The 13,129-nt window shown below is 69.2% G+C and carries 10 protein-coding genes; 4 read left to right on the top strand and 6 right to left on the bottom strand.

All coding sequences use genetic code 11. From position 1 onward, the window contains the following. Positions 1 to 2 precede the first annotated feature (2 nt). Positions 3 to 1,640 (bottom strand): ELWxxDGT repeat protein, encoded by a 1,638-nt coding sequence (locus NR810_RS41950; protein WP_257460921.1) that lies wholly within the window; start codon positions 1,638 to 1,640, stop codon positions 3 to 5. Between the two features lie 216 nt (positions 1,641 to 1,856). Further along, entirely contained in the window at positions 1,857 to 3,326 is a 1,470-nt protein-coding gene (locus NR810_RS41945; protein ID WP_257460919.1) for a penicillin-binding transpeptidase domain-containing protein, read from the bottom strand. Positions 3,327 to 3,485: 159 nt separating this feature from the next. Here NR810_RS41945 and NR810_RS41940 point away from each other — a divergent pair, with 159 nt between their 5' ends. The 3 genes from NR810_RS41940 to NR810_RS41930 all read left to right on the top strand — a co-directional run bounded on the left by NR810_RS41940 (position 3,486) and on the right by NR810_RS41930 (position 7,597). Then, positions 3,486 to 4,349, top strand: coding sequence for an ABC transporter permease (locus tag NR810_RS41940; protein ID WP_257460917.1), 864 nt, complete (start codon positions 3,486 to 3,488; stop codon positions 4,347 to 4,349). Beyond that, the gene (locus tag NR810_RS41935; RefSeq protein WP_257460915.1) at positions 4,346 to 5,260 is read left to right on the top strand and encodes an ABC transporter ATP-binding protein; all 915 of its coding nucleotides are present in this window, start codon (positions 4,346 to 4,348) and stop codon (positions 5,258 to 5,260) included. Before NR810_RS41940 ends, NR810_RS41935 begins: the two co-directional genes overlap by 4 nt. 360 nt (positions 5,261 to 5,620) lie before the next feature. Beyond that, complete coding sequence (locus NR810_RS41930; RefSeq protein WP_257460913.1) at positions 5,621 to 7,597, top strand: DsbA family protein; 1,977 nt, start codon at positions 5,621 to 5,623, stop codon at positions 7,595 to 7,597. A 103-nt stretch (positions 7,598 to 7,700) separates the two neighbouring features. Here NR810_RS41930 and NR810_RS41925 read toward each other — a convergent pair whose 3' ends face one another. The 4 genes from NR810_RS41925 to NR810_RS41910 all read right to left on the bottom strand — a co-directional run bounded on the left by NR810_RS41925 (position 7,701) and on the right by NR810_RS41910 (position 11,936). Further along, entirely contained in the window at positions 7,701 to 8,087 is a 387-nt protein-coding gene (locus tag NR810_RS41925) for a RidA family protein (RefSeq protein ID WP_257460911.1), read from the bottom strand. 108 nt (positions 8,088 to 8,195) lie between these two features. Continuing rightward, positions 8,196 to 8,864: a YsnF/AvaK domain-containing protein gene (locus NR810_RS41920; RefSeq protein ID WP_257460910.1), complete on the bottom strand. Its 669-nt coding sequence runs from the start codon at positions 8,862 to 8,864 to the stop codon at positions 8,196 to 8,198. A 54-nt stretch (positions 8,865 to 8,918) separates the two neighbouring features. Beyond that, a complete protein-coding gene (locus NR810_RS41915) occupies positions 8,919 to 9,491 on the bottom strand; it encodes a hypothetical protein (protein WP_257460909.1) in 573 nt (190 codons plus the stop codon). A 228-nt stretch (positions 9,492 to 9,719) separates the two neighbouring features. Next, positions 9,720 to 11,936 carry a RelA/SpoT family protein gene (locus tag NR810_RS41910; protein WP_257460907.1) on the bottom strand — a complete coding sequence of 739 codons (2,217 nt, stop codon included), beginning with the start codon at positions 11,934 to 11,936 and terminating at the stop codon, positions 9,720 to 9,722. A 119-nt stretch (positions 11,937 to 12,055) separates the two neighbouring features. Between NR810_RS41910 and NR810_RS41905 the strand changes: the two genes are divergently transcribed. Further along, positions 12,056 to 13,129, top strand: a complete 1,074-nt coding sequence (locus tag NR810_RS41905) for an FHA domain-containing protein (protein WP_257460906.1) — start codon at positions 12,056 to 12,058, stop codon at positions 13,127 to 13,129.

The following is a 13,129-nucleotide window of genomic DNA, read 5'->3' as shown; positions in this document are numbered from 1 at the left end:
GCTCAGCGTCTCGGAAAGCAGGCCACGGGGAGCGCCCAGGGCTCGGTTCCGTGAACGCCGTCATCCGCCGTGAAGAAGAGCCACTCACGGGTGGCGATGAAGGCGAACGGGGACGACGACGCGGCTCCCGGCGCGATGTCCGCCATCTCCGTTCCCTCCTCGGTGCCATCGGACCACCACGGCTCGACCCCATGGACATCAGTGAAGGCCTGGAAGAAGACACCGCCACGTACCGGGAAGGGCAGGAAGGGATCTCCCGAGATGGAGCTGGCGGGACCCGGCCAGATGTCCTTCACGAGCCGCGTGCCGGCGGGAGATCCATCCGTGACCCAGAGCTCCTTGCCCGTATCGGGCGCGTGCGCATAGAAGAAGACCTTCTCCCCCGCCGCGACCAGACTCCCCACCTCGAACCCGGGGGGAGGCGAGCCCGGATGGGTGTCCGCGAGCAGCAGCGTGCCTTCCGGCGAGCCATCGCTCCGCCAGGGCTCGCGGCCGTGGGTGCCATCGTCGGCGGTCAGGATGACGTTCCCGTCCAGCGCGGTCAGCTCGAGCGGCAACGAGCCCTCCGCTCCAGGGCGGATGTCCTCCACGAGCCGGGTATCGTCGGCGCAGCCCCTCGAGGCCCAGAGCTCGACGCCATGGACCCCGTCATCCGCGGTGAAGAAGAGCGTCCGCCGCGCCACGGTCAGCTCCGCGATACTCGAGCCCTCGGGGCCGGGGCGGATGTCCTCCACGAGCCGGGTGTCGTCCCGGGTGCCATCGGTCTTCCAGAGCTCGCGGCCGTGGACGCCGTCGTCGGCCACGAAGAAGACCCGGCCGTTGTCCATCCGGAGCAGTGAGTCGGGAGAAGAGCTCGCGGGCCCTCGGGCGATGTCCTTCACCAGCCGGGTGTCATCCCTCGTGCCGTCGCTCTTCCACAGCTCGCGGCCGTGGACGCCGTCATCGGCGGCGAAGAGGAGCCGGTGGCCGGCCACCAGGAACGGACCGGGCGAGGAGCTCGCGGCCCCTCGGGCGATGTCCTTCACCATCCGGGTGCCGCCAGCCGTGCCGTCACTGCGCCACAGCTCCTCGCCGTGGACACCATCGTTGGCGGCGAAGTAGAGCGTCCGGCCCACGACGACGGGGCGCGGGGAGGAGGCGAGGAAGGCGTCACCCAGGGGGTTGATGTCCTCGACCAGGACCGTGCCCCCGGGTGTGCCGTCGCTCTTCCACAGCTCCTCGCCGTGGACTCCGTCATCGACGATGAAGAAGAGCTTCCGGCCCACTGCGGTGAGGAACCTGGGAGACTCGGAGAGATCGCCGAGCAGAAGGGTGGTCCTCCATTCGGCCGGCTCGCGGCCCCTCGACACATCCTCCAGTTTCCACAAGGCGTAGGTGCCGACCGAGACGTTGATCGTGCTGATGAAGACCGCCCCATCCACTTCGGCCTGATCGAGCACGTTGGTGTGGCCAGGTGCTGGCGTGAGATCCCCGATCATGACGGGCGGCTGGCAGCGAGCCTCATTGCGCCAGTTCGACTCCGCTCCGAGCTGTTCGGTGATCTCGGATGACGGATCGGCCTCGATCGATTCATCCAGCGGGCCGCAGGCACACCACAACGCGCAGCCACTGGCCAACCAGAGCAAGCCTTTGCGAGACATGGATTTTCCCCCTCCACCGTGTGGACACACGCCACACGGTCTCGCGAATCTGGAGAGTACCCGGCGGATGTCCAGTGCTCCCCGGGAGCACGAAGAGGTCCGCTAGCACACCATGAGGAGCCCCTCCTCGGAGAGGTGCCCCTGATTCCTATCGGGTAGCCATCGCTGCGGAGGGCGAGGCGGGGTCCGGGCGCTCACCTGGCTCCCCGTGGTGGTTCAGGGCCCGGTGGTCGCGGCCTTCATGGCCGGAGCCTGGGAGGCGGGCGAGCCGGCCACCTCATCGGCGGGAGCATCGTCCTCGGAAGACTCCTCCTCGACGGAGTCGTCCTCGTGCGGCGCGGATGGATCTTCCTTCGCGGGCGCCAGGGACCCGGGAGGCAGGCGCGCCAGACCCAGACGCATGGCCTCGCGGCCGAGCCACGTGGCCCGGATGCGCCAGAGGGGCTCGTTGACGATGACCGCCGCCACGGCGACCTTCGGGTTGTCCTTGGGCGCGAAGCCCACGAACCACGAGTAGTCGCGGAAGGGCTTGCGGTCCGCCAGCGTCCCCGTCTTGCCCACCGCGCCCGGCACGCCCATGCCGCGCTCGCGGAAGATGCGGCGCGCGGTGCCCTTGGTCACCGTGGCCTCCATCAGGGTCGTCAGGTCGTGCGCCACTTCGGGCGACAGCACCTGTTCGCCGGACTGGGGCTGGGGCGGAGCGTTCGGGTCGGGCTCGAAGAGCACGGGATCCTTCCAGACACCCTTGTTGGCCGCCACGGCCGCCAGCAGCGCGCCGTGCAGCGGCGAGAGGTACACGTCCCCGAAGCCCGCGCCCGTCTGCGCGAAGCGGAACTCGTCACTGTCCGGCACTGAGGCGAGCGACACGTCCGTGGGCACCGGGAAGGAGATCTCCCGGTTGAAGCGGAAGCGGGCCGCGGCGTGCTTGAGCGCCCCGGGCGACAGGTAGCGCTGCGTCAGCTTGGCGAAGACGACGTTGGCGCTCTTGCCCATGGCCTCGGCCAGCGAGTGGCACTGGCCATCCCGCTCGCTGTCCGTCAGCAGCTTCTCGGAGAGGCGCCGCTTGCCGCCGTGGAAGCACGTCTCGTCCATGGGCGTCACGCCGGCCTCCAGCAGCGCGCTGCCGGTGACGATCTTGAAGACGCTCGCGGCGGGGAACACCGCGCGCGTGGCCAGTCCGCGCAGCCCCGGCTGCGCCTGCGAGTGCTCGGACATGGCCAGCACCCGGCCCGTGGACGGCTCCAGCACCACCACCGCGCCGTAGGGCACCTGGTACTGCTCGAGGAGCCCCTTGAGCTGCGACTGGAGGGTCGGATCGATGGTCAGCGGCACGTTGCCGTTGGGCCCCGGCACCACCAGCCGCCCCTGCGCATCCCGCTTCGCGCGGGCGAGCACGTCCTGCTTGGGAGCCAACGAGCGCAGGCGGGCGATGGGCGGGTCCGCCTCGCGCGAGGGCACGGGCACGGGAGGAACGAGCCCCGGCAGCACCCCGCCGTCCGTGACCTCGGCCACCGCCGTCCCACCGTCGGAGCCGTCCGTGACCTCGGCCACCGCCGCCGTTCCGCCATCCGAGAAGGCGACCTCGATGGCCGGAGGGGTCTCCCCCGCGCTCCCCTCGTCCGCACCGACGAGCAGGATGAACAAGGGCAGGAGCAGCGTGGCGGGGAGGGCACGGGAAAGGGTCATGCGGGACCGTCGCGCGAGGGGTGGGGGGGCCGGAATGGTACCTGTCCCGGGCGTTCCGTCCATTCCATCGTGAAGGTCGCCTGGAGAGCGAGAATCCTGGCGAGCGTCCGCCGGGCCCGGTAGGGTCCACCCGCCTTGAACGGATTGAATGAGACCGCAGTGATCTGGAGCGCCGAGTGCCGCCGCACCGTGCGCAGCGCTCGGGTGGTGGCGCTGCTGGCGCTCTACAGCATGTTCTCCTTGTTGGTGCTGCTCGTGGTGGGAGGCATCACCAAGGCCCTGCGCGAGCAGCTGGACACCCAGGTGGCCCAGGCCGGCGCGGATGCCGCCGCGGCCTCGCAGGTGGCCGACCAGTTCCGCCAGGGATTCCTCGGGTTCCTGCTGGGGGGCGATCAGGCGATGATGGAGGCCCTGGCGCAGGTGCCCCTGGTCGTGCTGGTGGTCTTCAAGGTCACCCTCTTCTTCCTGCCCGTCTACATCGCCATCATGGGCTTCGATCAGGTGAGCGGCGAGGTGGGCCCGCGCTCCATCCGCTACCTCACCGTGCGCTCGCGGCGCTCGTCGCTGCTGCTGGGCAAGTTCCTGTCCCAGGCCACGGTGCTGCTGGGGCTGGTGCTCGTCATCGACCTGGCCATCTTCATCTACGCCGCGTTCACCACGCCGGAATTCACCCCCGGCTCCTTCGCCATCAACCTGCTGAAGTTCTGGCTGGCCGCGGTGGTGTTCTCGCTGGCGTACCTGGCGCTCACCACCTTCTGCTCCAGCGTCTTCCGCGCCCCCGCGCTGAGCCTCATCTTCAACATCTTCATGCTCTTCGGCTTCTGGCTGGTGAACCTGATGGGAAGCTTCGCCACGGAGAAGAGCCCGCTGTCGTACGTGCGCTACCTGACGCCCTCGCACTACGCCAACAACCTGCTGCACCCCCGGCTCGCCGAGTTCGCGGTGAGCGGTGCGGCGTATGCCGCCTTCGCGCTGCTGTTCCTCGGCGGCGCCCTCTTCGTTCTGCGCGCGAGGGACCTGTGAGCGAGCTGGCCATCGATCTCGTCAACGTCACCAAGCGCTTCGGCCCGAAGATGGCGGTGGATGGTGTGAGCTTCACCGTCCAGCGCGGCCAGGTGTACGGGCTCATCGGCCCCAACGGCGCCGGGAAGACGACCACCTTCTCCATGATGTGTGGCTACCTCTACCCCACCGGCGGCACCGTGCGGGTGATGGGAGTGGACCCCTCGAAGGATGGAGCCCTCAAGGGAGCGCTGGGCGCGCTGCCCCAGGACGCGGTGCTCCCGGGTGGCTGGAAGGTGGGCGCCCTCCTCACGTACTGGGCGCGGCTGAGCGGCCTGGACAAGCCGGAGACCGAGGCACGCGAGGCGCTCGACAAGGTGGGCCTCCTGGAGGCCTGGAACGTGGAGACGCAGGCGCTGTCCCACGGCATGGCCAAGCGCGTGGCCATGGGACAGGCGCTCATGGGCAAGCCACCGCTGGTGCTGCTCGACGAGCCCACCGCGGGGTTGGATCCACGCATCGCCGCCCAGGTGCGCCAGGTCATCCGCGACATGCGGGGCCAGCAGCAGACGGTGGTGGTGTCCAGCCACAACCTCCAGGAGTTGGAGGAGCTGTGCGACGCGGCGGCCATCCTCGATCGGGGCAAGCTGGCCCAGGCCGGCACCATGGCCGAGCTCACCAGCCAGACGGCCGAGTTCCGCGTCCAGGTGGCCCGCGGCACCGTCATCGTCCCGGAGCTCGAGTCGCTCCCCGGCGTCACCTCCGCGCGCATGGAGGGCGAGACGGTCCTCCACGTCCGCTTCGATGGCCAGAGCCACAAGCCCGAGGAGGTCATCAGCCGCGTGGTGGGCCACCTGCTGCAGACGGGCGTGCTGATCCTCGGCGTCTCGCGAGGCCGCCGGCTGGAGGAGCGGGTGCTGCAGCTCCTCTGAGGAGCAGCCATCCGTCCCAGGAAGGAAATCCCCCGGAAATTCCGGGTGAAACTCCGGAATGGCTCGGGTCACCACAGGGGCGATGGCGGAACGACCCCTCACGCGTCCTCGAAGCATCCACGCCCACGCCCGGCCGCATGGCTTCGGTGTAGGCGTGAGCGGACGCCGGGACGGGGGAATTCCAGCCGAAAACCGTTGTGTTTCCGGGGCCCTGGGTGGATTCATCGCCCGGGTCGGGCACGCCTGGGTCGCCTTGCGTGCTCCGAACGGGCTCTGTTATCTACCCGCGCCCTGCTGACTTGAGCAAAGCCCGGGACCGCAGTCGGAACTGACGACGTACCCTAGGAGCAGAACAGACTCATGAAACCCAATGTGATCGTGGCCCTGCTGGTGGGCCTGGTGCTGGGATTCGTTGGTGGCCGTGCTGTCACCGGCCCCTCGAAGGACTCCGCCGCTGGCAACAAGCCCACTGCCGCCGCCGCGGCCAACCCGTCCCGGCCGAACGCGCGCCCGGTGGACCCCACCGTCTTCAAGGTGCCCATCGATGGCTCTCCGGTCATCGGCAGCGCGGACGCGCTCGTCACGCTGGTCGAGTTCTCCGACTACCAGTGCCCGTTCTGCGCGCGCGCCAACGCGACCGTGGAGCAGCTCCGCAAGCAGTACGGCAACAAGCTGCGCGTCGTCATGAAGGAGAACCCGCTCTCCTTCCACCCGCGCGCCAAGCCCGCCGCCCTGGCCGCCCTGGCCGCCGGTGAGCAGGGCAAGTACTGGGAGTACCACGACAAGCTCTTCTCCAACGCCAAGGCCCTCGAGGACGCGGACCTGGAGAAGTACGCCACCGAGATCGGGCTGGACCTGAACCGCTGGAAGGCGGACCTCACCAACCCCAAGCTGTCGGCCCTCATCGATCGTGACCAGGCCCTGGCCGGCAAGCTCGGCGCCAACGGCACCCCGGCCTTCTTCATCAACGGCCGCTTCCTCTCCGGCGCCCAGCCGATCGACAACTTCAAGGCCATCATCGACGAGGAGCTCGGCAAGGCCGAGGCCATGACCCGCTCCGGTACTCCCGCGAGCCAGGTGTACGCCGCCATCCTCGCCAAGGGCGTGGAGTCCGCTCCCAAGGCCGCCCCCCAGCAGCAGGAGGCCCCGGCCACCGCCTACCGCAAGGTGGACGTGCCCGCCGACTCCCCCTCCTTCGGCCCGAAGAACGCCAAGGTGACCATCGTCGAGTGGTCCGACTTCCAGTGCCCCTTCTGCAGCCGCGTCACCCCGACGCTCAAGCAGATCAAGGAGGCCTACCCCAACGACGTGCGCGTGGTGTTCCGTCACCAGCCGCTGTCCTTCCACCCGAACGCCAAGCCCGCCGCCGAGGCCTCCATGGCCGCTCATGAGCAGGGCAAGTTCTGGGAGATGCACGACAAGCTCTTCTCCAACCAGGGCGCGCTGGACCGCGCCACCTTCGAGCGCTACGCCGAGGAGCTCAAGCTGAACATGGGCCAGTTCAAGGCCGCGCTGGACTCCGGCAAGTACCGCGCGAAGGTCGAGGCCGATGCCTCCGCCGGCGCCGCCGTGGGCGCCAATGGCACCCCGACCTTCTTCGTCAACGGCCGTGAGTTCGTGGGCGCCCAGCCCTTCGAGGCCTTCAAGCGCGTCATCGACGAGGAGCTCGCCCGCGCCAACAAGCTGGTGGCCGCCGGCACCAAGCCGGAGGAGCTGTACGGCAAGCTGATCGAGGAGGGCCTGAAGTCCAATGGCTCCGCCCCGCAGGCCCAGGCTCCGGCCGAGGCCCCCGTGCAGAACATCGAGGTCGGCAACGCTCCGGCGATCGGCCCGAAGAACGCCCCCGTCACCATCGTGGCCTACTCCGACTTCGAGTGCCCGTTCTGCAGCCGCGCCGTTCCGACGCTCAAGCAGATCGAGACCGACTACCACGGCAAGGTGCGCATCGCCTTCAAGAACTCGCCGCTGCCGTTCCACGCGAACGCCAAGCCGGCCGCCGCCGCCGCGCTGGCCGCCGGTGAGCAGGGCAAGTTCTGGGAGTACCACGACAAGCTGTTCGCCAATCAGCGCGCCCTGGATCGCGTCTCGCTGGAGCGCTACGCCGAGGAGCTCAAGCTGAACATGCCCAAGTTCAAGGCCGCGCTGGACAGCAACAAGTTCGAGGCGCAGATCGCCGCGGAGATGGCCGAGGCCAGCCGCGTGGGCGTCAACGGTACCCCGACCTTCTTCATCAACGGCCGCTCGCTGGTGGGCGCGCAGCCCGTCGATGCCTTCAAGCGCGTCATCGACGAGGAGCTGAAGAAGAAGGGCGTTCCGATGGCGGCGGACCAGAAGTAATCCGCGCCGCCTCTCGCGAGGCTCCTGAATGAAAAAGGCCGTCGGACCGAAGCGGGTCCGGCGGCCTTTCTCTTTTTCAACTCCCTCTCCCCCTGGGAGAGGGTCAGGACACGGCGATGGCGTCGATCTCCACCTTGGAGCCGCGGGGCAGCGCGGACACCTGCACGGTGACGCGCGCGGGAGGCTGGCCGGGGAAGTAACGGCCGTAGACCTCGTTCACCTTGGCGAAGTCGCCCAGGTCGACGAGGAAGATGGTGCAGCGCACCACGTGGGAGAAGTCCAGGCCCGAGGCCTTCAGCACGGCCCCCAGGTTCTTCATCACCTGATCCGCCTGGACGACGACGTCACCCTGGACGAGCTCCATCGTCTTCGGATCCAGGGGAATCTGCCCCGACAGGAAGGTCATCTTCCCGGCGTCCACCTGCACGGCCTGCGAATAGGGGCCGATCGCCTTGGGCGCGTCGTCGGAGTGAACGATCTTGCGAGCCATGAATACACCTCGGGGTGAGGCGGCCAGCGGCGGCCGCGAGTCCGCGGCGGCTCTACCACCGGAGGCGGCGACCGGCCAACCCTCTCGGACGGGACCTGTTCACCGCACTCAGTGCGAGTGCGTGTCGCCCTCTTCCTCCACGCGGGCCTCCTCGCGACGCAGGGGCACTTCCTCCGTCCACGTGCGTCGCTCCACGGCCTTCTTCAGGTGGACCTCCTCGTAGACCACGGGGCGCTTCACCACCTCCACGTCCTCGCGCCACAGCGGGATGACCTGTTCGAGCTCCTCGAACATGCCCGAGGTTCGCGCGGAGGCGTCGGAGGCGCCCGGCTGGACGGGGATGCGCTCCACCAGGAGCTCCTCGCGCCGTACCTCCACGGTGAGCTGCTTCAGCTCGGTGCGAACCACCTTGCGCACGCGCACCGCGCCCACGTCACGTGTGCGGACTCGCGCCAGGGCTTCCTCTCGCGCCAGGGGCACCCGCACGTCCCCCGACTCCTCGTGCGTGCCCGCGCTGGCGAGGGGCGTCTCGCGCACCGCGGGCTCCTCTACCTCGGAGCGCACCGCGCGCGGCGCGGCTCCGGTGAGCAGCCGCACCTCCCCGTCCACCACCGTCCCCACGTCACTGCGGGAGATGGTGAAGCGCTGGGGCCAGAAGAAGCCGCGCTCCACCACCAGGGCTCCACCCTCGAGCCCCACCAGCGTCCCCAGGCGCTTGCCGTCCGCCGCACGCACCTCGAGGCCCTTCCTCAGCTCCTGCGTCGAGTCTGCCGCCATGCCCGTCGCTCCCTGGTTGCCCGTCGTGTCGTGCCTCGCCCGCGCGTCCCGCCGTCAGTGCAGCTCCTGGTCCCGGTGCCCCGCGTCCTCGTATCGCCGGGCCTCCGGCGTGCCCCTCCGGCCCAGGAGCACCTCGCGCCACGGCACACGGGACTTCCGTGTCCCGATGCGCTCCCCTCCAGCCCCGGAGCGCAACCGGGGTGCCACCACTCGCCCGGCGAGCAGGGCACGCCCCAGCGCGGCGCCCGTCACCGCGCCCACCATCGCCGCGAGCCCGCTCCACACGGGTTGGGGAAGGACACCCACGCTTCCCGGCCCCGCCACCGCCGCCAGCAGCAGCGCTCCCGCGCAGGCCAGCAGCCCGTGCAGGTACGCACCTCGGATGCCCTGCTCTCCCGAAGCGGACGCCCCGGTCCATGACGCCACCCCCGCTGCCAGCAGCGGCGCCACCACCCACCACAGCCGGAGCCCGATTCCGGGCCCGTCCCCTCGTATGAAGTCCCGAGGCTCATCCACGAAGCGCAGGAGCACCAGCCACGCCGCCGCCCCCAACAGTGCCCCCGTGGCCACCGCGCCCCAGCGCACACCCGGCAGGGGCTGGAACGTCCTTGGATCCGTCTCGTCCATGGTGCCTCTCCTCACTCGGGAGTCGCGAGCGCCCCGACAGGCGCTCCGCCTGGCATCATGTGCAGCTTCCCCGCTCGCCGCAGCGCACCGTCAGCGGCCCCTTCCCACGAGGACGAGCGGGCGGGCCTGCGCCAGGGACATCGGGAATGCGGGAATGAACTCGAGGGGTCCCATACCCTCACCCCGACCCTCTCCCAGAGGGAGAGGGAGGAGGTGGGGAGGCGGGACCTAGATGCGCTCGACGGAGTAGACGCCCGGGAGACGCTCGATGGTGCGCATCAGGTCCGTGAGCTGCTTCAGGTCCGAGATGGTCACCTCGAAGGTGTTCACCGCCCGGTCATCCCCCGTCGCCCGGCAGTTGGCCTGGGAGATGTTCACGCCCTTCTTCGAGAAGGTGTTCGAGATGTCCGCCAGCAGGCCCGTCCGATCCGCCGTGAGCACTCGCAGGGTCACCGGGCGCTTGAAGTCGCCACGCACGTCCCACGACACGTCCACGCGGCGCTCCGGATCCGTCGCCAACGCCTTGTCGCAGCCCACCGTGTGCACCGTCACGCCCCGGCCTCGCGTGATGAAGCCCGCGATCGGATCTCCCGGCACCGGGTTGCAGCACCGCCCGAAGCGCACCAGCACGTCGTCCACGCCGCCGATCTGCACCCCGCTGCTGTTCTGCTTGCCCACCAGCTTCTTGGCGAAGTCGGTGACCCTCGACAGGCCCGGCAACATGCTGCTGCTGGAGGCCGCGGCAGAGGACTCCACCGACGTCCCCTTCCCCTCCCCCGAGTTGGCCGCCAGCCTCTCCGGCGGCACCACGCGGGAGATCACCTGGTTGGGCACCACCTTGCCGTAGCCCACGGCCACCAGCAGGTCGTCCTCCACCCGGTAACCCAGCTCCTCGCAGACCTTCTTCAGCTCGCCGTTCTTCAGCAGCCGGTTGAAGTTGAGCTGGAAGCGCTTGAGCTCCCGCTCCAGCAGCTCGCGGCCCAGCTGAAGGCTCTTCTCGCGCTGCTGCTGCTTGATGAAGGCGCGGATGCGCTGCTGCGCGCGGCTCGTCTTGACGAAGGTGAGCCAGTCCTTGGACGGGTGCGCCTGCGGGCTGGTGAGCACCTCCACCGTGTCCCCGTTCTTCAGCTTGTAGCGCAGTGGGACGATCTTCCCGTTCACCTTCGCGCCCACGCACCGGCCACCCACGTCCGAGTGGATGGCATAGGCGAAGTCCACCGGCGTGGCGCCTCGCGGCAGGCTCTTCACGTCACCCCGAGGCGTGAAGACGAAGACCTCGTCGGTGAAGAGGTCCACCTTCACCGTCTCCAGGAACTCCTTGGGATCCTTGAGGTCCTGCTGCCACTCCATCAGCTGGCGCAGCCAGGCGAACTTCTCGTCGTCCTTGCTGACGGAGACCGCCTTGCCCTCCTTGTACGCCCAGTGCGCCGCGATGCCTTCCTCGGCCACCTTGTGCATGTCCGGGGTGCGGATCTGCACCTCGATGCGCTCGCCCAACGGCCCCACCACCGTCGTGTGCAACGACTGGTACATGTTGGGCTTGGGGATGGCGATGAAGTCCTTGAAGCGGCCCGGCACCGGCTTCCACAGCTGGTGCACCAGGCCCAGCGCCTCGTAGCAGCTGGGCACCGAGGGCATGATGATGCGGAAGGCGATGATGTCGTGGATCTGCTCGAACTCGATCCCCTGCGACTTCATCTTCTTGTAGATGCTGTAGACGTGCTTGAAGCGGCCGCTCACGTCGCCCGACAGGCCCCGCTCCTCCAGCTTCGTGCGGATGAGCGTGCTGACGTCCTCGATGTACTTCTCCCGCTCCTTCTTGCGCTTGTTGAGCTTGTCCTGCAGCGCCACGAAGTCCTGGGGCTTCACGTAGCGGAAGGACAGATCCTCCAGCTCGGTCTTGATCCAGCTGATGCCCAGGCGGTTGGCCAGCGGGGCGTAGATGTCCAGCGTCTCCTGGGCGATCCGCCGCTGCTTCTCCTCGGACATGTGGTCCAACGTCCGCATGTTGTGCGTGCGGTCCGCCAGCTTCACCAGGATGACGCGGATGTCCTGCGCCATCGCGATGATCATCTTGCGGAAGTTCTCCGCCTGCTTCTCCTCCTGCGAGAGCGTGGCCGAGGCGGAGAACTTGGAGAGCTTGGTCACCCCGTCGACCAGCTGGGCGACCTCGGGGCCGAACAGCTCGGTGAGCTCCTCGGCGGTGGCGAGCGTGTCCTCGATGGTGTCGTGGAGCAGGCCGGTGACGATGGAGGCCTCGTCCAGCTTGAGCTCGGCCAGAAGTCCGGCGACCTCGAGCGGGTGGATGAGGTAGGGCTCACCAGACTTGCGTAGTTGGCCCTGATGCACCTTGGCCGAATAGACGTACGCCTTCTTGATGATGTCCAGATCGGGGTCCGGGTGATAGGACGCAACCCGTTGGAGGATGTCGTTGAGGCGGATCATCGAAGCGTCAGCAATGGTAACTGCCGCCCCCAGGGGGGGCAACGTCACGTCCTTGGGATTTACGAGGGATTCGCTTTCGTTGACCCCGTGTTCCGCCCACTTCTAGAGTCGATCCGCTCATGTCACAGCTCCTGCTGTCCGCTCTCGCCGTCGTCTGCCCGAACTGTGACGGGTACAATCCCCCTCGTGCCGAGGCCTGCGCGAGCTGCGGCACCCCCCTCATCGAGACGCCGGCCCCGGTGAATGCTTCACCCGCCCGGGTAGCGCCCGCTCCCTCTCCGGCCAGGCCCGTCCCGGGTGTCCCCCGGCCCCCGCCCGGTACCGCCCGTCCGCCCGAGGCCCCGCCCGGTCTCCGTCCGGCCTCGCGCACCCCGGCCCCCGTCGCGGTGGCGGGAGGTATCCCACTCGCGGCCCGGCCCGTGTCCGCCCCGCGCCCCGTAGCGGCTCCCCTGCCCATGACGCGCCCCGTCGGCCCCGCCGCGCCGCCCGTCCCGGCGCCCAGGCCCGGCGCCGCGCCCGCCCCGGGTGCTCGTCCCGCCCCGGTCGCTTCCCGCTTCGGGCTGGCGGTCATCGCCGGCTCCACGCGGGGCCAGCGCTTCAAGCTGCCCATCACCGGTTGCACCGTGGGCCGCACCCGGGGCGCCATCCTCTTCGCCGATGATGCCTTCGTCTCCGCCCAGCACGCCTCGTTCCTCATCAAGGACAACGTGCTGCATGTGCGCGATGAGTCCAGCGCCTCGGGGGTGTACGTCACCATCCCAGGTGTGGAGACGCTCCTCCCCTTGTCGTTCTTCAGCATCGGCCAGCGCCTCTTCCGCTTCCTCGGCAAGCTCGAGGCCCCGCCGCCGCTCGCCGGCCGCCCCACCGTCTACGGCGCCCCGGTGCCCCCCGGCCAGGGAGTGTTCGGCGTGGAGGAGGTGCTGGTGGGAGGCCGCAGCGGCCGGACGGTGGTGACCTCGGCTCCGCTGCTGACGCTTGGACAGGCCAACTGCGACTTCAGCTACGGCCAGGAGGAGGGGCTGGCCAGCCGCCACTGCGAGCTGAGCTTCAGCCTCGCCGGTGCCCAGCTGAGGGATCTCTCCGGAGGCCTGGGTACCTATGTGCGCATCCCCTCGGGGGTGGAGCGGCCGCTGCGCCCGGGAGACCGGGTGCGCATGGGCCAGCACATCGTCCAGGTGGAGCTGATGGGCTGA

Origin of the sequence: Archangium lipolyticum (assembly GCF_024623785.1) — a bacterium.
GTDB lineage: Bacteria > Myxococcota > Myxococcia > Myxococcales > Myxococcaceae > Archangium > Archangium lipolyticum.
Note: the sequence above shows the minus strand (reverse complement) of the source record. Positions and strands in the feature narration are given on the sequence as shown.